The sequence below is a fragment of the Heliomarina sp. genome (assembly GCF_052826185.1).
Genome location: NZ_JBRBUI010000036.1, coordinates 80,254 through 104,860, shown reverse-complemented (window position 1 = coordinate 104,860; position 24,607 = coordinate 80,254). Strand labels below are relative to the sequence as shown.

The following is a 24,607-nucleotide window of genomic DNA, read 5'->3' as shown; positions in this document are numbered from 1 at the left end:
TATCCCTATGCCCTTCTATACTAGGCCATAACTGAGCAACGATCTCTCCCTCGCTGGGGGAGGTCACTCCAGCACATCCCCCTCCGACCAGCAACTGCACCAAAACCACTGGGGCACTAAACGGGGGCATTCCGGCACAACTGGTGCCCGGATCCGCATGTTCCATTCTCAGGGAGAGTACTGGCTGGGGTGGTAGGAAGCCTTGCCCTCCGATGATTGTTATCGGCTTTTCTCGGTCGGTGGACGGTCTGGGGCGGTTACTGGGGCAAAACGAGACCGAAGGACGAGTGAAGCTGTGGCTTGGGGCTGTGTGGGGTAGTAAAAGGCAGGACCGCTCACCTGCGCTAGCTACGGATGGTTTTCGCTTAGATTAGCCACGTGAAAGTCAGGCCGGTTACTCTGGCAAACCTTGGCTCTTAAAGATTGAAGCGCATGTCGTGTTGGTCAAAGCGACGAAACGATCCTTGTGGTACATGTCTCTGCAAACTTCAATGGTGGCGAGCCAGTATCGCCGCTCCCTCTTTTCCTGTTCAATTCGCTCCAAAAGCGCAAGCCTTTCTTGCTCCGCTGTTTTTTTCTCGGCCCTGCGCTCAGCCTCTTCAATTTGACGCGCTAGGTCTGCATCTTTCTCTCTTGATATGAATCTACCGCCTTCAAAGGTATACGTGAATCCGAATGCGCCTTTGAGGCATCGCCTACCTCTCTCCGCATTCTCTGGACCTAAGTTAAACCGGCTCCGCGAGATCAGTTCCTTCGCATAAGCATCAACGCTTTGGCCAAGTTCAAGTGCTTCCACACACGCGTTAACCAAATCGCCATGCGAGATTTGTTCAAGGTCATCAGCGGCACGCGCCGAAGTTGCCAATGCCACGGTAAGAACCGTGATGTGAAGTAAGTATCTCATCGAGTTTCCTTTGGTGTGTCGAGCGAAGCGCCGGTGAAGCCATGCTCCCATGTCGCGTGTAGTCTGTCTTTGAAGATCAATCGTACCTGAAGTCAGCTTCCACAAGGTGATCAAAACCGGTGTGATTAAAGAGCATTTCGCTAGTCGCCACATGGCGGCGCTCGTCCGTAAGGTCAGTTTGGGTGGGTGTTTAGGGGAGTGAACTAGCTGGATCCGGTGAGACGGGGCGCTCGCGAGTCGAGTAAATTCAGCTATTCATGACTTTGTTCCAGTCTACTTCTAGACCAGCCGCTTGGAGCTCTTTGGCGAGCGCCTGTTTCCATCCGCCGCTTGGGTCAAATTCAGTCCAGACCAATCCAAGAATGTCAGAAGGAAGTTCCAATTGCCCGACCTTCAAAGCACATACTCGGTCTCTCCCAAGTCGGCCCGTAAAATAACCTAGTTCGAGGATGACGTTCTGCCGCGCTCGCTTGGCGAACTTGACACCGTTGGCTTCCATTTCATCATCCGGCGTCAGGAGCACTACAGCGAAACTAACGTCAGCATGTGTTTCAAACTTTTCAATTATTGTTTTACCTTGATTTGCTTGCTCGTGAAGAACTACGGGTTCAAAACCACATCTCTCCAAAAATCGGCAGACCGCTTCCCTAACTGCAATGTCGTGACCATGCACCACAAATATCTTGCGTGTATCTGTCACGGTCGGCCGACGGGGGGGTATGCTCAGGTCCGAGGGAATTCCAGCTTCTTCAATCTACTCTTCGAGTGAAGATACAGCGGCCTTAAGCAGCACAGCTGACTCTTTTTTGCTTTGCATCAGACGCTCTATGATCTCCCGCAGAGTGGGCTCATCGTAAAAGCTGATCGGTAGACTGAAATCTGAGGCACGCGCATACCTTTGATATTCTATTGTATCCGAACCAAAAGTCCGAATTAAAGCATCTTCAATGGTGGCAGACAGTTGGGACGATAGCGCCGATGCTTCTGACTCAGAGCTGATAGCTTCAGGTTGAAAGTTTTCGACTTGATCTACGCGCTTCTTCAAGCGAACGACTGCTTTCTGCATCTGCTCAACGGGAATTTCGGCCCTTATCATATCCAGCGTTTCTCTCTGCTATAGGTACTAAACTTCTCAACTATCGTTCGATAATCCGACTTCACCGGACACTCCGGCAGACGCGATGATAAGTCAACGCAAGCAAACCCTGCAGTTCCACCAAAACCGAGGAACCCTCCGTATCTAATTTGATAGCAACTACGGAGGTTTATCATGCTGTCTCAAGTGCTTAAGGCGCTCCGCTGGCTCTTCACACCGGACAAGCCAAAAAGGGGCAAGCCCCGGTTCACCGCTGGCGACTACGTCTTCTTCTATCTGATCATCATCGTTCTGCTTTCATGGCTTCAATGACCATGGAACTCAGAGCTGGAAGCGTCGTGGTCATCGCGGCCTTTGATGACGTCCCCGAACACCTGTTCCGGGTCGATACTGTCTATGACGACTGTGTGGGCGGACACGCACTCACCGGACCCTTCGCTGGCGAATACGGCGAACCAGAGCTCGACCAGATCCTCCGGATCGAGAGCGAGTAACCCAATCCCAACAACAAACAAGAAAGGAGGAGGCATCATGTCTGCTCAAATTCGCTATGCCTATCTGAAAGGGCGTATGTGGCTTTACCGCCGCAACTACCCCAAGGACGTGTCCGTCGTTCTCGGTCAGCAGGCCCTCAAGCAGTCGCTCAAGACTGGTGATACAGCCACTGCTCGGGTTCGGGCAGCGGAGATCAATGCTCGCTATGAGACACTGGTGGCGGGAGTTCGGTCAAAGGCGGAAGAAGCTCTCAGCGGCACGGAGAGCGCGCACAACTCTCCTGCATGGGCAGAGGACACGGAATCCGTCCTCGATCACCTACGGACCACTCTGGAGGCCTCCGGAGCTGTTCTGGAACGTCCCAGGTTCAACCGTTTGGTGTCTCGCCAGAAAGTCCTGATCAGCGACGCCAGTCGGGTCTACCTGAACCGAAGAAGCGACGAGTTGCGTCCGGGCGGGTTCAAGTCCGTCCGGTACTCTGTGGGCCTGTTCGTCAGCCGCTACCGGGACCGTTCGCTTTGCAGCCTGTCCAGAACCGAAGGCCGGGAGTTCCTGACAGCGATAAGCCAGCTGTCTCCGCTCATCGGGAAGTCAGAAAGAACGAGAGGGATGGGGCTGGATCAACTGATCGTCTACAGCAGCCGCAGTCCGGTAAAGATCACGGTGCGCACCCAACGCCGTATCTGGTCTCAGGTCAATCACTGGCTCGACTGGTGTGTCTACGAGGGGCATCTGGAGGCCAACCCCTTCAAGTCTGTCCTGTTCGATCAGAAGATCAAGCCACGTCCCTATGCCGTCCCGACAGATGACGAGGTGGTTCGGTTGCTGGGGGCTCAGGATCCAGAGTTGAACGGAGTACTGCTGACCTGCTTGTTGACGGGCATGCGGGCCGGAGAGGCTGCTGGGCTGCTCAGAGAGGATCTGGTCGCCAAGGGGAACCTCGGTTGCTTCGTTCATGTCCGACCGAATGACCTGCGACTGCTGAAGACCGAAGCTGCGGAACGGCTGGTGCCGCTTCATCCCGTGCTGGAGGACCTGTTCCGGTCGCTTCCCGGCGATGGCCCTTTGTTCCCGGAGTTATCGGTTGACCGGATCACCAAGGGGTTCGCTGTGCTGAGAAAGCAACTGGACCTAGAGCGTCCGGGGCTGGTCTTCCACTCCACCAGAAAGTGGTTCGTTACCCAGTGTGAGAGGACGGGCGTCCCGGAGCACTTTACCGCGTCTCTGGTGGGGCATCGGTCCGCTCGGTCAGAGAACGGGATCACCTACGGGATATATTCCGCAGGCATCTCCGACGAGCAGAAGCGGGCCATAGTGGACCAGATACGACTTCCGGCGGCCTAGTGGGCGGCCATCCTCGGCGGGCTCTCAGTGGGCTCGCCGGGGAGTGTGCACTTTGCTATTCTTTTGCGGTCAACTTCACAGGCCTTCGATCTCATTAACCCCCACAATGTTTCGCTGCGGTTGCTTAGCTTCTTCAGGTTCATTGGACATACGGACTCCTATGACCCTACCTAGTTTGTGCAATTGTCGGATTTCATCGATAGTCGCAAAAGAGATCTCAGCTCGATAGGGAAAGCGACCTCCATACCGATGCTCGGTGAATACCGTCTCCTCATCACCCTCTTCTTTGCGAACTCTTCGTAGTACCATTCTCTGACTTCCCTAGTTGAAATGAATAAGCCAAACTTTGCATGGAAAATTGCTTGTTAACAGATGTTTCAGCATCTCCAATCCCCACAGACGGCCTCACTCGTCCTTGGGTCTCGTTTTGCCCCAGTAACCGCCCCAGATCGTCCACTCGCTGAGAAAAGCCGATACCAGTCATCGGAGGGCAAGGCTTCCTACCACCCCAGCCAGTACTCTCCCTGAGAATGGAACATGCGGATCCGGGCACCGGTTTTGCCTGAGCGTCCCTTTTTAGCGATCCTAAGGCTTAAGCCGCGAGCAAAGCGCTGATGGAAGCACGGCTTTTGAAGGATTCGGTAAGGACTCACGCTGTAAGACGGACGGACTTCCGTCAGGCTACCGTTCCAAACATTTGACTTTCTCGAATTCTCCGGGTCTGCCGGCTTCGTTCCATTGCTCCAAAAGCATTTGGGCCGCATATAGCAACCCGGCCACTTCGGTCAGCGCCGGATGATCGCCCAGGCTATCGACCTCCGCCCTTGCGTATTCGATCAACCGTTCCTCCGGGGATAGCGGTTGTTCTTTCTTCTTTTCCCTATTCATATTCCCTCCCGCTTGCGTTCCCCATCAACACGCGCGATCCGATAAACTATTTTTATTACAATTAGTTAGTTACACACTTAGGGAAACGCTAAATCTCTCTCATCAAATGTACGTTTGAAGATTTCTGCTGGATCAATGTTTGCGCAGAGTCCGGTGAGGCTGGTCAAGCACAGCAATTGGCCCGCAAAGCCCCCCGAACCTCACCAGAGGTGTCCTGCCTTTTGCAAAAACGGCGCAGCCATTCTGCGGCCACAAGCCTCGAGACCGGGTGCAGCCTTTGGCGACAATCCTGAAAACCGTTAAAGGCCCTTCAATCCACGCGGGTTTTTCTTTTTTCATCCAAAGTGGCTTAGATCCACGCCCCGGCCACGGTGACCCGGAATGAATATACAGAAGGCAGCCTGTGTATGACGTCCAGCCTGATCCTCTTTCTGGCCTCTGCCGCTGCACTGCTTGCGACCATGATGATCCCGGGCTGGGCCGAATTCCTCCTGCTGTCGGCTCCCTGTTTCATTGCCGCGAGCATCCTGTTGATCCGAAACGGGATGCTCAGGAATAGGCGCAGGCAATGGGTCGTCGTGGACGGATCGAACGTCATGCACTGGCGCGACGGGAAACCGCGACTGGAGACGGTAAAGGAGGCCGTCGCCCAGCTCGAAGCCTCGGGTTTTACCCCCGGCGTGGTGTTCGATGCAAATGCCGGGTACCTGCTTTTTGACAAGTACCTGCACCACCGGGCTTTCGCCAAACTGCTGGGCCTGCCCAAAGAGCGTGTGATGGTGGTGCCCAAGGGGACACCGGCCGACCCCACGATCCTTGCCGCGGCCCGCGACCATGGCGCGAGAATCCTGACAAATGACCAGTTTCGGGACTGGTCCGACCAGCACCCGGAGATCAAAGATCCCGGTTACCTTATCACTGGACGATACGCGTCGGGTCGTCTCAAGCTGGACCTCTAAGAGACGGCGAAAAGGATCCGTTTCGTCTCACGGCAAGTTTTCGCGAAAGATGATCTCCAGTTTCATCGGCGCAACGGGACGATCGGGTTTTTGGATCGCGTCAATCGCCCGGTCGATCAGGGTGCCGGGGTCGGTGTTGAACACCGCGTCCATTGCACCCTCGACCAAAGCGTTGCGCGTGTCGCGCGTCAATCCGTGACCGATAAAGACAATGTCCTGCCGCGCCCTTTCGGTCAGCGCCCAGGCGATCCCGCCGGATGAACCGCCCACGTTGTAGATGCCCAGGAGGTCGGGGTTTTGATCAAGCAGTGCGATAGTATGGCGATAATTCTGACCGCTGTCGTCATGCCCTTCGCGCATGCCGACGAGGCGGAGATGCGGAAAGAGTTCCTCTTGGATCGAAAGAAACCCGGCCTCTCTTTCACTATGCGCTCGATAGTGGCGCGACCCGGCAACCAGTGCGACGGTGCCTTCCCGCCCGTTCACGAAACGACCGATCAGCAGGCCCGCCGTGCGTCCGACCGAGCGGTTTTCGTGCCCAACGTAAGCGTCACAATCGGCATGGCCGAGGTCGGAAACGATGGTCACAAGCTTGACGCCTTTAAGGGCGACCTCGGCCACGGCCTCGCGCACTTCGGGATGGTCGATGGCGAAAAAGGCGATTCCATCCGCCCAGGCCGCATTGCGCCGGACCGCCTCGGCCAGCGCGGCGGCGTTGAAGCCTTCGATAAAGAAACAGCGGATGCGGGGGCTGCTTTCTTCCTGCGCCGCCACCCTTTCGCGCAGGTGCTCACCGAGATCGCGGAGGTATGGATTGGTGCCGGCCGGAAGCAGAAAAACGATCTTGGGCTGCTGGTTTGTGGTCAGCGCGCGCAGATCCGCCGAGCCGAGAAACCCCAAGGCAACCGCCGCATCTAGCACCTGCTGCCGGGTGCGTTCCTTGACCCCTTTGCGGCGGTTAATCACACGATCCACGGTCGCGAGCGAGACACCGGCCCGCGCCGCCACGTCCACCATCTGCACCCGACCGGAAAGGGAAGTTTTTTCACTACACATCAATACACCTCAAAAAACCTCATATGTTTTTCTTTGACACAGGATGCAGCGGAAACCTAATTTGGTCAAGAAATACGGTGTTTTATTGTGATCTAGATTAAAAACGCCGGGAGGGGATGGTAGATAGCCATCAAAACACATCAGAATTCTGAGGGAGGAATTCATATGACCAACACCTTGACCCGTCTGGGCCGCCGTTCGGTTCTGGCCCTTGGCGGCGCCGCGGCCGTCAGCGCCGCGCTACCGTTGCGCGCCCGTGCGCAAACCGTTCTGCGCTATGGCCACAATAACGAGCCCGCTTCCGTCGCGGGCGCTCAGGCCGACTGGTTCGCCGAAGCGCTTGGCGCATCGTCGAACGGTGACATCAAGGTCGATGTCTACCCCGCCAGCCAGTTGGGCAAATTGCAGGAACTGGCCGAAGCCGTTTCGCTGGGCACCATCGCCTTTTCGCATAATACGGCAGGGGCGCTCGGCTCGCTTTACGAACCCTTCGCCGCGCTCGACACGCCCTATCTGTACCGCGACATCGATCACCTGATGGCGGTGACGGATGTGAATTCGCCGGTCATGCAGGAGCTGAACGAAGGCCTGATCGCCGCCGCCAACGTGCGGGTGATCTATGCGCATTACTTTGGCCGCCGCAACCTGACCTGCAACAAGGCGGTGATGTCGCCCGAGGATCTCGCCGGTGTGAAAATTCGCGCGGTGCCCTTCCCGATCTACACCACCGCTGTCGAAGGCATGGGCGCTGTCGCGGTTCCGGTCGACTGGTCCGAAGTGCCGACCGCCCTTGCCACCGGCGTCGTGCAGGGTCAGGAGAACCCGGTGAACGTGGTGCTCAAGGTCAAACTTTTCGAGGTCCAGTCGCACCTGATGCTGACCGGGCATATGTCCAACGCCGAAGTCGTCGTGATGAACGAAGACGTGTGGCAGGGCATGAGCGACGAACAGAAAGCTGCCGTCGAACAGGCCGCAAACGAGACCCGCGAAAAGGCGACCAAGGCCATTCTTGACAATGAAGAGGCCGAAACTCAGGCGCTGCGAGATGCGGGCATGACCGTGATCGGCGAAGAGGACGGGCTGGACCTCGCGGCCTTCCGCGAAGGCGTGGACAAGCTGGTTCAGGAACGCTTTGGCGACAAGTACGGCGATCTCTACGAAAAGATCGCGGCTATTTCCTGATGACATCTGAAAGCAAAGGTCGCGCGGTGCTCGCGCGGCTTTCCCTTGTCGGTATCTGGCTGGGCATGGCGCTGCTTGCGCTCATGGCCGGGCTGGTGGTGCTGCAGGTCGGCGCGCGCAATTTGGCTGACCTTGGCCTGCCATGGGCCGATGAGCTGGCGCGGTTCTGCTCCATCGGGCTTGTCTTTATCGGCATCCCGGCGCTGGCCGGGCGCCAAGCCCTGGTATCAGTCTCGATCCTGCCCGACATGCTGGGCGCGCGCGGGCGCAAGGGTCTCACGCTGGTGTCAGACCTTGCCACTCTGGGCTTCTGCATCCTTCTTCTCTGGGGCTTTGCCGAGTTCCTGCCCCGCGCGGGCAAGTTCATGACCCCTGCCCTGCAGCTGCCCAACTATTTCTACTATTCGCTCGCCCTGCTCGGCTCGGCCTTTCTGTGCCTTGTCTCGGTCTACCGGGTTGCGAATGTCCTGCGGGGCCGCGCGCCCTCGCATGGGTTCCCCGACGCCGCCGACCAGATCGGACCCATCGAATGACTGCCCTTCTCCTTCTTATCTTTGTCGCGCTGCTGGTCTGCGGTGTGCCGATTGCCGTTTGTCTTGGCTTGTCTTCGGCGGTCGTAATCGTGACGCAGGGGCTGCCGGTTTCGGTTCTTGCCCAGCGCAGCCTGAATGCGCTCGACAGCTCTCCTCTGCTGGCCGTGCCGCTGTTCATTCTTGCCGCCAGCCTGCTGAACGCCATCGGCGTCACTACGCATCTTTTCGACCTTGTACGGATGATCTTTGGCCGCATCCGCGGCGCCGTCGCGCAGGTCAGCATTTTTGTTTCCCTGATCTTTTCCGGGATTTCAGGCGCCGCACTTGCAGATATCGGTGCGCTTGGCGCGGTGCAGATCAACCAGATGACCGCGCAGGGGTATCGCAAAGAGTTCGCATCCGGCCTGACGATCGCCGCCGCCACCATCGGGCCGATCTTTCCGCCCTCGATCCCGATCATCATCTATGCCTCGGTTGCCAATGTCTCGACCGTTCAGCTGCTTTTGGCGGGTATCGTACCGGCGCTGGTGATCACCGCGCTTTTAATGATCCAGGTCGCGATCATCGCCCGCGTCTCGAACCTGCCGCGTGATGACATCCGACCGCAGGCAAGCGACGTGGCGAAGAAATTCGTCATCTCCTTTCCGGCCTTGCTGGCCCCTGTGCTACTGATCGGCGGGCTGATGTCGGGCTGGTTCGGCCCGACCGAAGTGGCGGGGATGACTGTCGCTTATGCGCTGGTGATTGGCATCTTCATCTATCGCAGCCTGTCCTTCCGCGCGACGCTGAGCGCGCTGCGTGAAACCGTCGAGGCGACCGCCAACATCCTGTTTATCGTGTCGGCCGCTGCTTTGTTCGCATGGGTGCTGACGCTGGATCAGGTACCGATGAAGGCGACCGGGTTCCTGCTGTCGCTCTCGGACAACCCGCTGGTTCTGCTGTTGCTGGTCAATATCCTGCTGCTGGTCGTCGGTATGGTGCTTGAAAGCATTGCCGCCATCCTGATCATCGCGCCGATCATCGCCCCTGCCCTGACGGCGGCCGGTGTCGATCCGCTGCAGCTTGGTATCGTTTTCGTGCTGAACCTGATGATCGGGTTGCTGACGCCGCCGGTGGGCATGAGCCTTTATATGGTGTCGATCATCACCAAGATGCCAATCACCCGCGTGATTGCCGGAGTGATGCCCTTCTTTATTCCGCTGTTCCTGTCGCTGCTGGTTGTCTCCGCCGTTCCGGCGATTTCGACCTGGCTGCCCAACCTCTTAATGAAGTGAGCCTCTCATGAGCACTTTTCTCGGCCCTATCCGCCAACTCGGCTATGTCGTGGACGACATCGAAGCCGGTATGAAACACTGGTCCGACGTCATGGGGGTTGGCCCGTGGTTCTACAATCCACAAGTGCCGATCGAAGATTATCTTTACGACGGGAAAAGCTACCAGCCGCATAACTCTGTTGCGCTGGCCAATTCCGGCCCGATGCAGGTCGAGCTGATCCAGACGCGCAATGACGTGCCCTCCATGTATCGCGATTTCAAGAAAAAGGGGCTGCGCGGGCTTCAGCATGTCGCTTTTTGGACCACGAAATACGACGAGGATCTGGCGATGATGCTGGATCGGGACTTTACGCTGAAAATGTCGGGTTGCGTCGGTGTGAACGGGCGGTTTGCCTATTTCGCCGAAGAGCATCACCCCGGCACCGTGATCGAACTGTCCGAGGTCATGGGCCCAAAAGGCAAGATGTTCGACATGATCCGCGACGCCTCGGAAGGCTGGGACGGCTCCGACCCTGTGCGCCCCTTTCCTGACCTGAGCGCGCTCTGATGTCACGCGTCACCGCCGAATACCTGCTGGAAACCCCATTTCCGCCCGACGAGGTCGCCGCAACCATGGCGGGCGAACAATCCAGCGGAACCTTCGTCCGTGTCGCGGGCGAGACCGACGAATTGCGCGCCCGATCTTCGGCAGAGGTGCTTTCGGTTGAGTCCCTAGGCGAAAGTGACGAACCGACGCTGGCCTCGGCCTATCTGGAACGCAAGCAGATCGGCGGGCCGTATCATCTGGCTCGGGTTCGGATCGCTTATCCGACCGGCAACATCGGCAAGAACCTTGCGACGCTCGCCTCGACCGTTTCCGGCAATCTTTACGATCTCGGCGAGGTGACCGGGCTGAAACTGATCTCGCTGGACATTCCCGCAGAGTATCGCCGCCGCTATGCCCTGCCGACCCAAGGTATCGAAGGCTCGCGCAAAACGATGGGGGTTATGGGGCGGCCCGTTTTCGGCACGATCATCAAGCCGAATGTCGGCATGCGACCTGCGGAGATTGCCGCGCTGGTCGATCAACTTTGCGCGGCGGGCGTGGATTTCATCAAGGATGACGAAGTCTGCGCCAATCCGGATATCGCCCCGATAGCCGAGCGGGTGCCCGCCGTTATGTCCGTGATCCGCAAATGGCAGGAAAAGACCGGGCGCCAAGTCATGATGGCCTTCAACATCACCGATGAGACCGATGCCATGCGCCGCCATGCCGATCTAGTCGCGACTGAGGGCGGGTCCTGCGTGATGGCAAGCCTCAACTGGTGCGGCTTGTCGGGAATGGAAACGCTGCGCGCCCATACGCCGCTGGCCATTCACGCCCACCGCAACGGTTTCGGCGCGATGAGCCGTCATCCCCGTCTTGGCATGGAGTTTCAGGCCTATCATGCGCTTTATCGTCTGGCCGGGATCGACCACATGCACGTCCACGGTATCGGCGGCAAGTTCGTCGACAGCGCGGAAGAAGTCACCGAGGCTGCGCGCGCCTGTCTTGCGCCGCTGTCCGAGAACGGGCCGGATGACCGCGTCATGCCCGCGTTTTCCTCGGGCCAATGGGCGAGTACGCTACCGCGTACTCTGGAAGCTGCGCAGGGGCCTGACCTGATGTTCATGTGCGGCGGTGGCATTCTGGCCCATCCGCAGGGACCCGAGGCCGGAATAGCATCGCTGCGCGAGGCTTACGAGGCGCTGACCGCCGGCGAAACGCTGGAGGCTGCTTCGGCCACCCGTCCGGCGCTTGCGGCAGCGCTCGACTTTTTCGGCAGCCGGTGATGGTGCGCGCCGTATTCATCGGTGACGATTTCACCGGCGCGTCGGATACGCTCGCCACCTATGCGAGCGCGGGCTGGCGCACGCGGCTGTTCCTGCGCCCGCCACAGCCCTCGGAGTGCGAAGGTTTCGACGCCATCGGCATCGCCACTGCCTTGCGGGCGCTGACGCCCGAGGCGGCACAGACTGTCATCGAGGAAATCTGGCCTGCTATCGCGGCGCTTGATCCTGAAACCCTGCATTTCAAAATCTGCTCAACCTTCGACTCCTCGCCCCAGATCGGGTCCATCGGTGCCGTTACCAATGCTCTTGCGCTCCGTTTTGCGCCCGAGCATCTTGCCGTGATTGGCGGCCAACCGAACCTTGGCCGGTATTGCGTATTCGGCACGCTGTTTGCCAAGGCCAGCGACGGAAACGTGTACCGCATCGACCGGCATCCGGTCATGGCGCAGCACCCTGTTACCCCGATGAGTGAAGCCGACCTGCGTCTGTTGTTATCAGAACAGGGACTTGAAGACCTGACACTGGTGCGAGGGGATAGGCCCGCCGAACTCCCCCTGCGCGCCCTGTTTGACGTTTACGACAATGGCGACATCTCTCGAATTTCGGAAACTTTTGCCGGGTTGCGCGGGCATCGCCTGTTGGTGGGGGCAAGTTCCGTCGCGCAGATACTAACCCATGGCCCGACCGGCTCGGCCAACACTCTTCCACCCGGTGCCCCGCCCAATTCACGGGTTCTGGTCGTCGCAGGCAGCCGATCCTCGGTGACCAGTGCTCAGGTCGCCAAGGCCGAGGGATTTACCAAGATTCGGATTTTGCCCGAAGACATGGAGAATGCGCCGCAGATTGCTGAAAAGGCTGCGGAACTGTTGAAGGCTAATGTTCCAACCCTTGTCCATATCGACCCACAGCTTGATTATGGCATGTCGCCCGATGCGCTTGCGCTTGCCCTTGCAAAACTGACCGCGCGCATCATAGCGCTTGCGCCGGTGGGATGGCTGGGTATCGCGGGTGGCGATACATCGAGCCGCATCTGCGATTTGCTGGACTTTTCGGCCATCGATTATCTTTCGGATTTCCAACCGGGGATCGGTTTGAATTGCGCGCAGCATTCCTCACCCGAAATCAATGCCATTCGGCTGATCCTGAAAGGCGGCCAAATGGGTACGCCGAACCTTTTCAGTCAGTTCCTTGGGACCGCTCAGGCTTAGCCGACAGGACGGGCGGGAAAGGAACCGCTTTTCTAAAGTCGTCAGACGGATTCGACCTGGCTGGTCTCGAGGTATTTCTGCACGAAATCCCGACTGCTTTCGAAATGTGCGGCGAGCAGATCAGGCGCGCGGGGATCACGCGCGATGATGGCATCCCGAAGCAGGTCATGTTCGCGAATGAAACTGCTGATGTCCTTGGGCCCGAAATGGGCCAGGCGCAGCGCCCGGTAGCGTTCGGTCTGGTCCACCATCTGGGCAATCAGCCGTTTCAGCCGGGGCGCGGGGGCCGCCGAGATGAGACTGTTGTGGAAAGCACGATGCCGGATTTCCCAATCGCGCAGGGCTGCCGCATCATGCGGATCCTCCGGCAAGGGTGCATTTGCAAGCCGGTGCGCTGCTGAGAGGATCTGCCCTTCCCAGTGATCATCGCCGTGCTGCATGGCCAGCACCAGCGCCTCACGTTCAAGCGCGATGCGGATGCGATAAATGTCGTTCAGGTCTTCGACTGTCGGGAGCGGCACGCGCACGCCCTTATGGCTTGCCGCCTCGAGCAGACCCTCGGCCACCAGCTTGGCAAGGGCTTCGCGGATCGGGCTGATTCCGCATCCATAGCTTTCGATCAGCTCGCGCGTCAGCAGGGATCGTCCCGGCAAAACCGCCCCGGACAGGATATCTTCTTTCAAGGCGACATAGGTCGCTTCGGCAACGGTTCTTGGCGGAATCGTCTGCGCCGGAGTGGAGGCGGAACTGTTCATATCTGACATAAGCCGCAGTGCGCCTATGAAGTCAACGTTCGAAGATCCACTTATTTTCCAAAATCCAAAAATGTTGGAAAATGTGTTGACCCCGTCCTAAAATCGCCTCTAGCATCACGTCACAAGCCGGTTCGAAGAACGCTGTTCAGGCGCGTCCGGCGGGCATGCATCTAACAAGGAGTTTTTCATGACACGCCCCAAATTCCTGCTTTCGCGGCTGGCCGGTATCGGCACCGCAATGCTGATCGCCACTACGGCCTATGCCGACGACGTCACCCTGCGTTTCTCGACCGCCGGTCCCGCTGCCGATTTCCTTGCCAAATCGATGGAGAGCTTTGCCGAAAAGGTCGCGGCGGCGGATGTTGGCGTCACCGTCGAAGTCTATCCCGGCTCCTCGCTCGTGCGCCAAGGCGCCGAAGTGCCGGCGCTTCAGCGTGGAAATATCGAGATGAGCACCATGTCGACCTTTGAAATTGCCGCGCAGGTGCCTTCGATGGGCTTTCTGAACCGCGCGTTCCTGTTCGACGATTACGACCAGATGATGGAGGTCATGCAAGGCCCCATCGGCGAAACGCTTCATGATGCGGTTGCCAGCGACATGGGGATCAAGATCCTCTCGACAGCTTACCTTGGCTCACGCCAGTTGAACCTGCGCGAAGTAATCGAAGTAACCGGGCCCGACGATCTTGAAGGCGTCCAGATGCGTATGCCCGCTTCGCCCGAGTGGCTGTTACTGGGTGAGAGCCTTGGTGTTTCGCCCACGCCGCTGGCCATGTCGGAAACCTATGTCGCCTTGCAGACCGGCACCGTTGACGGGCAGGAAAACCCGCTGACGATCCTCAAGGCCGCCAAATTCGACGAAGTGACAGCCCAAGTGATCATGACAAGCCACCTTGTGCAGCCCGTGTTCTACGCTTTGGCGAAACCTGTGTGGGACGAGATGAGCAAAGAACAACAGGAGGCAGTCAAGGCTGCAGCCGTGGAAGCAGCCGCCGAAAACAACGAAGCGCGCTTTGCGGATGAACAGAAGGTCGCCAAGATATTGGCAGACGAAGGGCTTCGCGTCGACGAAATCGACCTGACACCGTTCCGTGAAAAAGCTGATGCCGTCTATTCGGAATCGGATCTGGCCAAGGAATGGGATCAGGATCTGATGTCCCAGATCATGGGCAACTGAGCCGATTGAGATGAAGGAAACATCTCCTGTCCTGCGCCGGCTGGGTCTGGCCGGCGCATGGATTGAACGTATCGCTTCGGCCCTTGCGGCGGCGGGTTTCGCCGTCGTGACAGGTGCTTTTATCTGGACGGTGTTCTGCCGCTACGTGCTGAGCGACCCATCGACCAGCAGCGAAGAGCTTGCCATCGTCGTCTACCTCTGGGTCGTCACGCTGGGCGCGTCGCTCGCCATGCGGCTTGATGCGCATATATCGTTCGATCTGCTGACGTCCCTTCTGCCCCGGCGGGCGGGGGCCGTACTGGCCGGGTTGGGTGCCCTGATTGCGGGTGCCGTTTTGCTGATCGCCCTGCCCTACACCATCGATTACATCAATTTTCTCTGGAGAGAGAGAACGACCGTGATGCGTCTGCCGCTGAACTGGCTGTACCTCTGCTTTGGCATCATGCAGGGCGCGTTTGCACTGAAGCTGCTGGTCGAAGCCGGGCGGCAGGGCATGATCGTTCTCGCACCGCGCGAGGCCACCCGATGAGCCTTGAACTTGCCGTTTTGCTGGCCGCTTTCGCGGGACTTTCGCTTTGCCGCGTTCCGATTGCCGTGGCTATGCTGGTTTCCGGTTTCCTGTACCTTGCGGTCGCCGGTCAGGACCCCGGCATCGTGACCGATCAGGTGATGAATTCGCTCTACGGCAGCTATGTGCTGCTGGCCGTGCCGATGTTCATCTTTGCCGCCAACATCATGACGATCAGCTCTATCGCCGACCGGCTGTTCCGTGCCGCCAATGCGTTGGTCGGAAGCCTGCCCGGCGGTCTGGGGCATGTTACTGTGACGACGTCGCTGCTTTTTTCCTCAATGTCAGGGAGTGCGCTGGCCGACGCGGCCGGGCCGAACCTGATTGCGTTGAAAATGATGCGCGACATTGGCGGGTTCCGGCCCGGTTTTGCCACCGCGCTGGCCGCAGCAGCGGCGGTGATCGCGCCGATCATACCGCCTTCGGTTCCGATGATCCTTTATGCGCTGAATTCTGGCGCTTCGGTCGGTGCCCTTTTCTTGGGCGGGATTGTTCCGGGGCTGATCATGGGGTTCGCCCTGATGGGCGGGCTTGCGATCATTGCCAAGCGAAGCGACCTGCCACGGGGCGAGAAGCTGCCCAAAGGCGAGCTTGGCCCGGTTCTGGCGCGCGCGATCATCCCGCTGTCGATCCCTGTCGTGTTGCTGGGCGGTATCTGGACCGGGGTTTTCACTCCGACCGAGGCCGCTGCGGTGGCCGCTCTCTATTCGCTCGCGATCGGGGTGCTGGTCTATCGCGCCATCACATTCGCAAGCCTATGGGGCGCTATCGTCGAATCCATGCGCACCTCTTCCTCGGTGATGCTGCTGATCGCCGGGGCGTTCATCATGAACTATGCCATCACGTCCGAGCGGCTCGACCGGCTTCTGGCCGACTATGTTCAGGGCGCAGGCTTTTCCCGGCTCGAATTCCTGCTGATGATCAACCTTGTCTTTCTGGCTCTTGGCTGCCTGATCGACACGGGCACGCTGATCCTTGTCTTTGTGCCGATGCTGCTGCCGACGGTCGTGGCGCTGGACATCGACCCGGTTCATTTCGGGGTGCTGGTGACGATTAACATTATGATCGGGCTGATCACGCCGCCCTTTGGAATGTTGCTATTCACCCTCTCAAAACTGGGAGAAGTCCCTTTGCGGCAGGTGATTTCCGAGATCTGGCCCTTCATCGGCATCCTGATCCTCGTGCTGCTACTTGTCACCTATGTTCCCGGCACCGTGCTATGGCTGCCCGGCGTTTTCGGGTTCTGAGGAACTGTCATGATAGAAAAATTCGATCTCGCCCCGCAGCCACCGCTGCCGGTTGCTGCTGCCGAGGATTACGCCAAGGCGGCTCTCGACGCCTCGCGCGGCGGCTGGCCTGGAGTGGACGAACACCGGGACATCGCCTTTGGACCGGGTGACTGGCAACGGTTCGACCTGTTCACGCCGACGGTTCCGGTCGAGGGCGGTGCTGACGTGGTCATCTTTTTCCACGGGGGCGGCTGGACCAATGGCTATAGGGAGTGGTGCGGGTTCATGGCGCCGGCGCTGGCTGCGCGCGGCGTGGCGCTGGCGGCGCCGACCTATCGGCTGGCACCGGAGGCACGATTCCCTTTGTTTTTTGAGGATGCGATGCAGGCGGTGGGCGCAATTGGCGCGCGGGTCTCGGATTACGGATGCAATCCCCGCCGCCTGTTTCTCTCCGGGCATTCTGCCGGGGGGCATATCGCGGCGTTGATTGCCCTGCGGCCTGATCTGTGGAAACGGACTGGCATCGGTGAAACCTCAGTTCGTGGATGCCTGCCGATCAGCGGCATTCTGGACCTACATCATCCCGCGCCTCCCCCCGGGAGCCTGGAGGAGCGGGTTTACCTCGACGTGCTGGCTCACGCCGATGATGACCGTGCGGCCTCGCCGCTGAACTGGCTGGACACCCTTTCTGTCCCGCTGGCGCTCACGTGGGGCGAAAAGGATACCGAACGGGTTCGCCGCAGCAACGAAACCGCGCGTATCGTTCTAGAGGGCAAGCCGGATTGCTGGTTCAGGACTTGGGACGAGGACCATTTCGGCACCCATCTCATGCTGCGCGATCCGTCGCACGGTTGGTATGACATTCTGGATGAAATGCGGAAAGGGACGGCATGAAACGCGAAATCGACATGGGACTGCCGCGACCGGGGCAGCCGTTTTCCTGGGCCATCGGATCAGGCGACATGCTGTTTACAACACACGGTCCCGTCACGCCCGAAGGTGGGATTTTGCAGGACACGACCGAGGCGCAGGCGCATCTGACCTTTCAGCATTTTCGCACTACGGTCGAAGCGGCAGGCGGTACGATGGATGACTATCTGCAATTGCAGATTTTCCTGACCGATCCTGCCGATGTCGGCCCGGTCGACGAGGTCTATCGCCAGTATTTCCGCGCGCCCTACCCCAACCGCGCCACGATCATCGTCGCCGGACTTGTCGCGCCGGGCATGAAGATCGAGGTCACAGGAATCGCGCGGGTCGGTTCGGATTGAGGTTTTCGTGACGTGGGATGCATAACCAGCAGCCAAGGGAGGCTGCCGTTTAACCGTTCAGGCCAGTTCGACATTCCAGGCGTCGTAGCCATAGACCCAGTCGGCGTTCCCCTGACCCTTCATGAATTCATTTGCCAGAGAATTTTCCTGAATCCGGGCTGTCCGTGGCTTGCGTGCCGCCTCGAAGACAGCAAGCGCCGCTGGGACGTCAGAGGTTTCGGCACCTTTCAGGCTGCGCCCCAATACAACTGCGTCCTCGATCGCCATGCAGGCTCCCTGGGCCATGAACGGCACCATCGGATGTGCCGCGTCGCCAAGAATGGTGGCGTGCCCCTGCGACCATGTCTGCATGGGTTCGCGTACGTGAAGGGCCGAGCGTGTGACTTCCTTGCAGTGCGACAGAAGCCGCTGGGCGTCCTCGTGGAAATCGTCGTATTGCGCGCGCAACTCGTCGGGGTCACCGGCGAGAGTCCAGCCCTCTTCAGTCCAGCCTTCCTGCGGCGTCGTGGCGAAAACAAAGATCTCCTCGCCACGCGTCAGGGGGAAGGTGACGATCTGCTTTTGCGGCGTTTGCCCCCACCACTTGGTGAAAGCGTCGAGATCGGCAAGATCCTTGGCCATTTCCTTGGGAAAGACCGACCGATAGGAAACGAGCCCGGTAAAGGTCGGGTCGTCCTCGCCCCAAAGGGCGGTTCGCACGACAGAGTGGATACCGTCGGCACCGACAACCAGATCAAAGTCGCGGGTAGTGCCATCGGCAAATGTCAGCTTTGCGCCGGCGTCCAGCAGTTCGATGGATTGGGCCGCCTGGCCGAAATGGATCTTCTCGGCAGGGATGCGGGCAAGCAGCGCATTCAGCAGATCGGCGCGGTGAATGGCAAGCTGCGGTGCGCCGTATTTCTGTTCTGCGGCGTCCGAGAGGGGAAGCCGCGAGGTTTCCTCTCCGGTCACGCCATCCCGGCTGATCCGAAAAGTGGGCCTTGCAGCGGTTTCGCGCAACACCTCGCCGACACCAAGACCGTCGAGCGCAAAGACGGCATTTGGCGTAAGATTGATATCGGCGCCGATCCGGCCAAAGTTTTTCGCCTTTTCAAAGACTTCGACATTATGGCCGGATTTCCCCAGCGCGATGGCGGCGCACAGGCCACCGATACCGCCCCCGCAGACGGCGATTTTCAATTCAGACATTTTTGGACCTTTCCGCTGCCGGTCGTCTTGAACCCGCCCCTATTGATTTGGGCGGGTTCAGTTTTTGCGCCTGATCAGGCGGCTTCGAACTTGACGGCTTCGGGTTCGGCGGAGCCGACGAGGTACCAGACAGTCGCGGCCTGCGCGCCGTTGTTGCGGAACCAGTGCTTGCGGCCAGCGGGTGTCTTGACCAGATCGCGCGGGCCAAGTTCGGTTTCAACCGTTTCACCGTTTTCTTCCCAGCCCACGATTAGCGAGCCTTCGAGCACGAGGAAGGCGTCTTCGACATCACGAGTGAAGGGTTTCACGCCGACGCGCGATGGGATGCCGAGCATTTCCTTGCGGCAGGTATCGGTTTCGACACCGCCGGGACCGCAGTAGATCTTGCGCGTGAAACCGGCGTCTTCCCAGTGAGTTTCCAGCTCGCTGTGGCGCACGACATATTTTGCCATGAGCTGTTGCAGCGCGTGATCACCCTTGGGGTCGAATTTCATCGTCTTGCCCGGCTCGGCACCAAAGGCACGGGCGAGTTCCGGCGCGTGTTCCTTGGGGTGATAGTGGTAAACCGGCGGCAGCGGCTTGCCCACGTCGACCGAGATCGACATGACGACCGGCTCCGGCCCGTCAACACGGAAACCATGGCCAATTTCGCGGGCGTTAAGGATCATGTCCTTGGGGCCGAGGTTAACCTCGACAACTTCGCCGTCCTTTTCCCAGCCGACGATCAGAGCGCCGTCGATGATCAGAAAGCTTTCTTCGATTTCGTGGCTGTGGCAGGCGGCGTACTTTCCGGTCTCCTTGTAGATCAGGGAAAGCGTGAAATGATCGGGCTTGAGCGTCGACGTGTCATTCACCTTGGGCGAGCCGCCGGCACCGATATAGCGCATCTGTGCCCGTGCCAGTTCGTCGAAACCGGCGTTGGAAGGAAAGGCATTCCAGTCGAACTGCTTGTCGGTAAAGCGTCCGGTCTGCGATTTCAGCTCATCTGCGAGGGTAGCGAAACCCGTTTCCTGTACGGTCATCTCTGGTTCCTTTCACGGTTGATTCTCGATTTCGGTTGAGAGAAGGATACGCCGACAGCGTTTTACTGAATACAAGGCGTTTTATATATGAAGCAGGAAGAGCCACCGAAACCGGATACCGGCAACATGGACAGGTATCTTGTGCCGGGCCTTGTGCGCGGGCTGAACGTGCTGAAGCTGTTTACCCCCGCGCAGCCGAACCTGTCGTTGCGGGATATTGCCGATGCGCTTGGCGTGACCCGGTCGGCGGCATTTCGTTCGGTCTATACGCTGGTTGAAACCGGATGCCTTTTGCATGACCAACGCGCCCAGACCTATTCGCTGGGTCCGGGCGTTCTGCGCCTGACCTACGGGTATGTTGCGACCCGCGAAATTGTCGAAATCGCCCAGCCCGAACTGGAACGGCTGCGCGACCGGACCGGCTGGTCCGCACATATGGGCATACTCGACGGATCTTCGGTTTTGTACGTTCTGCGCGCACCGGCGCGAGAGGCGAATGCCTCGATTGTTCAGGTCGGAAGCCGCTTGCCCTCTCGCAGCACGACGATGGGTCGGGTATTGCTTGCCGATCTGCCAGATGCGGAGATCATCGAACGTTTCCGCGCCGACAGACCGGGTGCCACAAAGGGCAAGGGGCCGTCGCTGCCCGGCTTGCTTGAACAGGTAAAGGGCGATCGCAAGGCCGACGTCATCTGGCACATGGGGGATTTCGAAGCAGGCATTGCCTCGGTCGCAGCTCCGGTCCGGGATCTCACGGGTCGCGTGGCGGCGGCGATCAACCTGACATCTGCAAATGGCCCGCAATCAGGCGCGCAACTGCCGCCGGAAATCATCTCGGACCTCAAAGCGACCGCAATTCGCATTTCCCGACTGCTGGGGCATGACGGGAGCGGTTGAGAGGGGTCAATTCGTGGGGATATGCCCCATCATGGCTGACAAACGCCGCGCTGCGTCGACCACGCCGGTCATGATCTGCTGGCGCTTTTCCGAGCCTTCCTCGAAATTGGCCTGCGGTCCGGAAAGGCTGATCGCGCAAACCGGCGCGTTATTCTGATCCAAGACAACGCAGGAGCAGGACCCGATACCTTCTTCGAAAAAGGCGACGGACCAAGCGATGCCAGCGGCACGATCCAGCTTTAATTGGCCTAGCAGGCTGTCCACCGTTGTAGGGGTCTGATCGGTGAAGGCAGAAAAGTTGTAATCGTCGAAGATGCTGCGTACCTCATCTTCGCGCATGTGCGACAGGATCACCCGCCCCATCACGGTCGCATAGGCAGGCAGGCGGCTGCCCACGCGGATATTCGACACCAGTTGCACCTCAGGCGTTTCCCGGACGAGCACGATGACATCCGTGCCAGCCAAAACCCCCAGATGCGCCGACAGTCCCGTTTCCGCAGCAAGATGATGCAGTACGGGTTGTCCGGTACGCACAACATCGCGGCTGCTCAACATGCCCGACGCCAGTTCCAGCACGCCATAGCCTAGAACGTAGCCGTCGCCCCCCGGTGTCTTTTCTATCATCTCCTCACGCTCGAGCGTATGCAGCAAACGGATCAGGGTCGTACGGTTGATGCCCACGGCGGCCGATGCCTTAGCGATGTTCCTGCAACGATTGCCCGCCGCAATATAGCGCAGCAGCGCCATCGCGCGGGTAACGGGGGGCACGTCATAGGAAACGGAGCGCGGTGCTTTTTCGTCGCTTTCCTGGGGCATGGGAGAGGTCGTGTTCATCTATACATTAAGTTCCTTTGACTGACGACGTGGCACCCATTCTGGGCAAGCACGGCTGAATATGGAATGTCTAACTTACAGGTGCGCGACGGCTTCGATTTCGACGAGAAGCGCGGGATCCACGAATGCCGAAACTTCCATCATCGTGGCTGCGGGCAAAACGCCCTGAAAGGTTTCGCGACGGGCGCGCCCGACCTCATCCTTGCGCGCCATGTCGGTTACAAAAACCGAAATCTTGGTTATGCGCTCTTTCCTACCGCCTGCCGCTTCGACAAGAGCGACAACGCGGCGCAAGGCCTCTTGCGCCTGCTCGTACATGGTTTCACCCACGACCCCTTCTGGGCCGCCAGCATGCTGGCCAGAAACATAGACGATACCGTCACAAACGATGGCGTTTGAAAACAGTCCCGGAACGGGTCCGGGAATGCCTTCGGCAGTTACGGCGACAGGATCACTCATCTGCAGCGGCCTCTTTTCTTTCCTGCCATTCGCGGGTCAGACGCTCGCGCACCGGGACGAAATCGTAGGTCGGGAAGAACTCGGTCGAGAAGACTCCCCAGGCCCGGCGTTCGAGTTCGACGTTAACTTTAGGCAGTAATTCCGGCGGCATCCGTAGGGTGACGATCTGGCCGATCCCCATCACCACGTTCCAGCTCACTATTTCTACGCCTTCGGGCGGGAAACCGGTCCACCAATCCTGTTCGCCCAGATGTGTCTGAATTTGCTCCAGATTCTGAGACTGATCGTGCTTGAGAAACACGGTGAGCATGACTGTTTCGGCCATCGGTCATCCCTTTTTTCATCATCGCGACACCGGCGTGTCATCGAAACTTCTTGAACATAGTACCGCGAATCGGCATGATTGCAAATAAGAACCATACGTTCAAATTTGAACAATCGGCAGAAAGGGAGAATTTGGGGATGCAAGATCCAGCCCTGAAGAACCAATCCAAAGGCCGCCCGCTCAGCGATGCCGAGCGCGCTTTCGCAGAGGCGCTCGAGCGCATTTACGAAACCGGTGAGCATGATTTCGCAAAAGTTGCTGAGAAGCTGAATGAACGGGGCGCTCCGCGCCCGTCCGGAGAGAGCGGCGCCTGGACGCTGGAAATTCTCGATGCGGAACTGAAAGCCATCAATGCATCCCATGACGCGGCCCACGCCGAACATGGCATCGGCGCCTGAGAGGAGTACGAGACATGGAAGCCACCGCAAAAGGCCGTGACCGGGTCGACGACTATATCAGCCTTGGTCTCCGGGGGTTCTGGATGCCGGTTGCCACATCGGTTCAGTTGAAAGCCGGTAAACCACTGGCCCGCAAGATTGCCGGCGAGAACCTCGTGCTGTGGCGCGATGGGGCTGGCAAGGTTCGCTGCGTCGAAGATTTCTGCCCGCACCGCGGCGCAAAGCTGAGCCTTGGACATGTTCAGGACGGCAATATCGCCTGTGGTTATCACGGTGTGACGGTCAATGGCGAAGGGACGGTCGTGCGCGTTCCTGCCATGCCCGACTGCGCGCTCGAAGGCCGCAAGGCGCTGACCTATTACGAATGCAACGAAGCTGGCGGCGCTGTCTTTATCTACCTGCCCTCGGCAGATCGCCCCGACGCGCCGGAATTCTTGCCGCCAGAAGAATTCACCAGCGACGAATGGCAGGTTTTCCCCTGCATGACCTACTGGGATTGCTCGTATCGCTTCAGCCTCGACAACGCGGCCGACCCGATGCACGCAAGCTACCTGCACGCCAACAGCTTTACGCTGGCCTACGGCTCCAAGCAGGACACGATGAAGCTGGAACGCCGCGAAAAAGGCTTTCAGATCGAACGAGTCAACCAGAAGGGTGTCAACTTTGACTACACCGAAGTTGTCATGGATGAAGGCACGATGTTCTTCCGGCTCGACATTCCCTATCCCGATGGTGCCGGTCCGGGCGGCCCGTTCCGTATCGTCGGTTTCGCGACGCCGGTCGATGAACACACGCATTACTCGTTCTTCTGGCGCTGCCGCAAAGTGCAGGGCACAGCGGCGGAGAGCTGGCGTTTCCTGTATCGCGCTTTCCTCGAAGACCGTCACTGGCACGTTCTGGAACAGGACCGCGTAATGCTGGAATCGATCCCGGAAGACGCCCGTCGCCGCGAGATGCTGTATCAGCACGACATTGGTGTTTCCCGTCTTCGCCAGATGATGGTGCGCCGCGCCAAGGAACATTTCAAGGCACTGGACGCAGAAGAATCCGCAGGAAAGCAGACGGCGTGATGAAAGACGCGACCCTCACCCCGATCGAGCCGGAGGCGGTAATTGCCGCCTTGACCGCGCCGTTCGAGCCGAAGGTCGCGGCGGATCTTCGCGGGCATCGCGTCAGCGGTGAGCTTGACCTTCGGGGGCGCGAGCTTTGCGGGTTCGACCTGTCGGGTTCCGTGTTCGATGGCGCGGTCCTTCTGGATCGCTGCACGACGCTGGGGCTGAGCTGGTTCCGGGGCTGCACCTTTCAATCGCAGCTCTCTGCACAGGACAGCCGGTTCGGCACCGATCTCAGGCTCGACGAGGCCCGGATCAACGGCAACCTGACGCTCTCCAAATCCGAATTCTGGGGGGCGCTGGTGCTCGACAAGGCACGTATCGCCAGCACCGCCTTTCTCGACAACATGCAGGTCCTTGGGTCGCTTTCCTGCGCCGATACCTGCTTTGACGGGCCGGTCAGCCTTGAACAGACTGACGCGCTTGGCGGGCTCTGGGCAGATGCGACGCACTTCGGGTCGCGGGTGACCGCGGCCGGTATGGAAATTCACGGGCGCACATGGCTACGGCATGTGCGTTTTGGCGACGGGTCGGGCAATCCGATGGCGCGCCTTCTGCCCCAGATCCGCCGCTACGGCTATCTCTGGAACTGAAAACATCTCCGCAAAGACAGGGAAACTC

Annotated in this window: 30 protein-coding genes; 19 read left to right on the top strand and 11 right to left on the bottom strand. The window is 59.1% G+C overall.

Translation table 11 applies throughout. The features are described 5' to 3' along the window. Positions 1–394 precede the first annotated feature (394 nt). The 3 genes from ACU0FH_RS11650 to ACU0FH_RS11640 all read right to left on the bottom strand — a co-directional run bounded on the left by ACU0FH_RS11650 (position 395) and on the right by ACU0FH_RS11640 (position 2,000). Positions 395–904 (bottom strand): hypothetical protein, encoded by a 510-nt coding sequence (locus ACU0FH_RS11650; protein ID WP_446194781.1) that lies wholly within the window; start codon positions 902–904, stop codon positions 395–397. 247 nt (positions 905–1,151) lie between these two features. Continuing rightward, a complete protein-coding gene (locus ACU0FH_RS11645) occupies positions 1,152–1,604 on the bottom strand; it encodes a TIR domain-containing protein (protein ID WP_446194780.1) in 453 nt (150 codons plus the stop codon). Positions 1,605–1,658: 54 nt separating this feature from the next. Next, the gene (locus ACU0FH_RS11640) at positions 1,659–2,000 is read right to left on the bottom strand and encodes a hypothetical protein (protein ID WP_446194779.1); all 342 of its coding nucleotides are present in this window, start codon (positions 1,998–2,000) and stop codon (positions 1,659–1,661) included. 174 nt (positions 2,001–2,174) lie between these two features. On the opposite strand from ACU0FH_RS11640, the gene ACU0FH_RS11635 reads away from it, so the two are divergent. The 3 genes from ACU0FH_RS11635 to ACU0FH_RS11625 are packed head-to-tail and all read left to right on the top strand — an operon-like array spanning position 2,175 to position 3,839. Next, positions 2,175–2,312, top strand: a complete 138-nt coding sequence (locus ACU0FH_RS11635; protein ID WP_446194778.1) for a hypothetical protein — start codon at positions 2,175–2,177, stop codon at positions 2,310–2,312. A 2-nt stretch (positions 2,313–2,314) separates the two neighbouring features. After that, on the top strand, positions 2,315–2,494 hold the full coding sequence (locus ACU0FH_RS11630; RefSeq protein ID WP_446194777.1) for a hypothetical protein: 180 nt from the start codon (positions 2,315–2,317) through the stop codon (positions 2,492–2,494). Positions 2,495–2,531: 37 nt separating this feature from the next. Then, on the top strand, positions 2,532–3,839 hold the full coding sequence (locus ACU0FH_RS11625) for a DUF6538 domain-containing protein (protein ID WP_446194775.1): 1,308 nt from the start codon (positions 2,532–2,534) through the stop codon (positions 3,837–3,839). Between the two features lie 681 nt (positions 3,840–4,520). Here the strand turns inward: ACU0FH_RS11625 and ACU0FH_RS11620 are convergent. Continuing rightward, complete coding sequence (locus tag ACU0FH_RS11620) at positions 4,521–4,727, bottom strand: hypothetical protein (protein WP_446194773.1); 207 nt, start codon at positions 4,725–4,727, stop codon at positions 4,521–4,523. 407 nt (positions 4,728–5,134) lie between these two features. Between ACU0FH_RS11620 and ACU0FH_RS11615 the strand changes: the two genes are divergently transcribed. After that, positions 5,135–5,686 (top strand): NYN domain-containing protein, encoded by a 552-nt coding sequence (locus ACU0FH_RS11615; RefSeq protein WP_446194771.1) that lies wholly within the window; start codon positions 5,135–5,137, stop codon positions 5,684–5,686. Between the two features lie 27 nt (positions 5,687–5,713). Here ACU0FH_RS11615 and ACU0FH_RS11610 read toward each other — a convergent pair whose 3' ends face one another. Continuing rightward, the gene (locus ACU0FH_RS11610; RefSeq protein ID WP_446194769.1) at positions 5,714–6,742 is read right to left on the bottom strand and encodes a LacI family DNA-binding transcriptional regulator; all 1,029 of its coding nucleotides are present in this window, start codon (positions 6,740–6,742) and stop codon (positions 5,714–5,716) included. A 165-nt stretch (positions 6,743–6,907) separates the two neighbouring features. Between ACU0FH_RS11610 and ACU0FH_RS11605 the strand changes: the two genes are divergently transcribed. From ACU0FH_RS11605 to ACU0FH_RS11580, 6 genes are read left to right on the top strand one after another with little or no spacing between them, the layout of a single operon-like run. After that, positions 6,908–7,924 carry a TRAP transporter substrate-binding protein gene (locus ACU0FH_RS11605; RefSeq protein WP_446194767.1) on the top strand — a complete coding sequence of 339 codons (1,017 nt, stop codon included), beginning with the start codon at positions 6,908–6,910 and terminating at the stop codon, positions 7,922–7,924. After that, entirely contained in the window at positions 7,924–8,457 is a 534-nt protein-coding gene (locus ACU0FH_RS11600; protein ID WP_446194766.1) for a TRAP transporter small permease, read from the top strand. Before ACU0FH_RS11605 ends, ACU0FH_RS11600 begins: the two co-directional genes overlap by 1 nt. Continuing rightward, the gene (locus tag ACU0FH_RS11595) at positions 8,454–9,731 is read left to right on the top strand and encodes a TRAP transporter large permease (protein WP_446194764.1); all 1,278 of its coding nucleotides are present in this window, start codon (positions 8,454–8,456) and stop codon (positions 9,729–9,731) included. Before ACU0FH_RS11600 ends, ACU0FH_RS11595 begins: the two co-directional genes overlap by 4 nt. A 7-nt stretch (positions 9,732–9,738) precedes the next feature. Next, positions 9,739–10,278, top strand: coding sequence for a VOC family protein (locus ACU0FH_RS11590; RefSeq protein WP_446194762.1), 540 nt, complete (start codon positions 9,739–9,741; stop codon positions 10,276–10,278). Further along, positions 10,278–11,543: a ribulose-bisphosphate carboxylase large subunit family protein gene (locus tag ACU0FH_RS11585; protein WP_446194761.1), complete on the top strand. Its 1,266-nt coding sequence runs from the start codon at positions 10,278–10,280 to the stop codon at positions 11,541–11,543. Before ACU0FH_RS11590 ends, ACU0FH_RS11585 begins: the two co-directional genes overlap by 1 nt. Further along, the gene (locus ACU0FH_RS11580) at positions 11,543–12,751 is read left to right on the top strand and encodes a four-carbon acid sugar kinase family protein (protein WP_446194760.1); all 1,209 of its coding nucleotides are present in this window, start codon (positions 11,543–11,545) and stop codon (positions 12,749–12,751) included. The genes ACU0FH_RS11585 and ACU0FH_RS11580 overlap by 1 nt, the downstream gene beginning before the upstream one ends. 41 nt (positions 12,752–12,792) lie before the next feature. Here ACU0FH_RS11580 and ACU0FH_RS11575 read toward each other — a convergent pair whose 3' ends face one another. Continuing rightward, the gene (locus ACU0FH_RS11575; RefSeq protein ID WP_446194758.1) at positions 12,793–13,515 is read right to left on the bottom strand and encodes a GntR family transcriptional regulator; all 723 of its coding nucleotides are present in this window, start codon (positions 13,513–13,515) and stop codon (positions 12,793–12,795) included. Between the two features lie 178 nt (positions 13,516–13,693). Here ACU0FH_RS11575 and dctP point away from each other — a divergent pair, with 178 nt between their 5' ends. Genes dctP through ACU0FH_RS11550 form a run of 5 tightly spaced genes read left to right on the top strand, consistent with a single transcriptional unit; the run spans position 13,694 to position 17,751 of the window. Next, a complete protein-coding gene (dctP, locus tag ACU0FH_RS11570; protein ID WP_446194757.1) occupies positions 13,694–14,683 on the top strand; it encodes a TRAP transporter substrate-binding protein DctP in 990 nt (329 codons plus the stop codon). Between the two features lie 10 nt (positions 14,684–14,693). Beyond that, positions 14,694–15,212: a TRAP transporter small permease gene (locus ACU0FH_RS11565; protein WP_446194756.1), complete on the top strand. Its 519-nt coding sequence runs from the start codon at positions 14,694–14,696 to the stop codon at positions 15,210–15,212. After that, positions 15,209–16,498, top strand: a complete 1,290-nt coding sequence (locus ACU0FH_RS11560; RefSeq protein WP_446194755.1) for a TRAP transporter large permease — start codon at positions 15,209–15,211, stop codon at positions 16,496–16,498. Before ACU0FH_RS11565 ends, ACU0FH_RS11560 begins: the two co-directional genes overlap by 4 nt. Positions 16,499–16,507: 9 nt before the next feature. Beyond that, positions 16,508–17,374 carry an alpha/beta hydrolase gene (locus ACU0FH_RS11555; protein WP_446194753.1) on the top strand — a complete coding sequence of 289 codons (867 nt, stop codon included), beginning with the start codon at positions 16,508–16,510 and terminating at the stop codon, positions 17,372–17,374. Then, positions 17,371–17,751 (top strand): RidA family protein, encoded by a 381-nt coding sequence (locus tag ACU0FH_RS11550; RefSeq protein WP_446194751.1) that lies wholly within the window; start codon positions 17,371–17,373, stop codon positions 17,749–17,751. The genes ACU0FH_RS11555 and ACU0FH_RS11550 overlap by 4 nt, the downstream gene beginning before the upstream one ends. Before the next feature lie 57 nt (positions 17,752–17,808). Here ACU0FH_RS11550 and ACU0FH_RS11545 read toward each other — a convergent pair whose 3' ends face one another. Further along, complete coding sequence (locus ACU0FH_RS11545) at positions 17,809–18,939, bottom strand: FAD-dependent monooxygenase (RefSeq protein WP_446194750.1); 1,131 nt, start codon at positions 18,937–18,939, stop codon at positions 17,809–17,811. 74 nt (positions 18,940–19,013) lie between these two features. Then, positions 19,014–19,961, bottom strand: coding sequence for a cupin domain-containing protein (locus ACU0FH_RS11540; RefSeq protein WP_238369641.1), 948 nt, complete (start codon positions 19,959–19,961; stop codon positions 19,014–19,016). Positions 19,962–20,048: 87 nt separating this feature from the next. On the opposite strand from ACU0FH_RS11540, the gene ACU0FH_RS11535 reads away from it, so the two are divergent. Further along, entirely contained in the window at positions 20,049–20,858 is an 810-nt protein-coding gene (locus ACU0FH_RS11535; RefSeq protein ID WP_446194749.1) for an IclR family transcriptional regulator, read from the top strand. A gap of 6 nt (positions 20,859–20,864) precedes the next feature. Here ACU0FH_RS11535 and ACU0FH_RS11530 read toward each other — a convergent pair whose 3' ends face one another. The 3 genes from ACU0FH_RS11530 to ACU0FH_RS11520 all read right to left on the bottom strand — a co-directional run bounded on the left by ACU0FH_RS11530 (position 20,865) and on the right by ACU0FH_RS11520 (position 22,476). After that, positions 20,865–21,692, bottom strand: a complete 828-nt coding sequence (locus tag ACU0FH_RS11530; protein WP_446194748.1) for an IclR family transcriptional regulator — start codon at positions 21,690–21,692, stop codon at positions 20,865–20,867. A 75-nt stretch (positions 21,693–21,767) separates the two neighbouring features. Continuing rightward, positions 21,768–22,151, bottom strand: a complete 384-nt coding sequence (locus tag ACU0FH_RS11525) for a RidA family protein (RefSeq protein ID WP_446194746.1) — start codon at positions 22,149–22,151, stop codon at positions 21,768–21,770. Further along, positions 22,144–22,476, bottom strand: coding sequence for a hypothetical protein (locus tag ACU0FH_RS11520; RefSeq protein WP_446194744.1), 333 nt, complete (start codon positions 22,474–22,476; stop codon positions 22,144–22,146). The genes ACU0FH_RS11525 and ACU0FH_RS11520 overlap by 8 nt, the downstream gene beginning before the upstream one ends. A 74-nt stretch (positions 22,477–22,550) precedes the next feature. Here ACU0FH_RS11520 and ACU0FH_RS11515 point away from each other — a divergent pair, with 74 nt between their 5' ends. Genes ACU0FH_RS11515 through ACU0FH_RS11505 form a run of 3 tightly spaced genes read left to right on the top strand, consistent with a single transcriptional unit; the run spans position 22,551 to position 24,579 of the window. Then, positions 22,551–22,874 carry a recombinase-like helix-turn-helix domain-containing protein gene (locus ACU0FH_RS11515; RefSeq protein ID WP_446194743.1) on the top strand — a complete coding sequence of 108 codons (324 nt, stop codon included), beginning with the start codon at positions 22,551–22,553 and terminating at the stop codon, positions 22,872–22,874. A gap of 14 nt (positions 22,875–22,888) precedes the next feature. Continuing rightward, complete coding sequence (locus ACU0FH_RS11510) at positions 22,889–23,944, top strand: Rieske 2Fe-2S domain-containing protein (protein ID WP_446194742.1); 1,056 nt, start codon at positions 22,889–22,891, stop codon at positions 23,942–23,944. Further along, entirely contained in the window at positions 23,944–24,579 is a 636-nt protein-coding gene (locus ACU0FH_RS11505; RefSeq protein WP_446194740.1) for a pentapeptide repeat-containing protein, read from the top strand. The genes ACU0FH_RS11510 and ACU0FH_RS11505 overlap by 1 nt, the downstream gene beginning before the upstream one ends. Positions 24,580–24,607 lie beyond the last annotated feature (28 nt).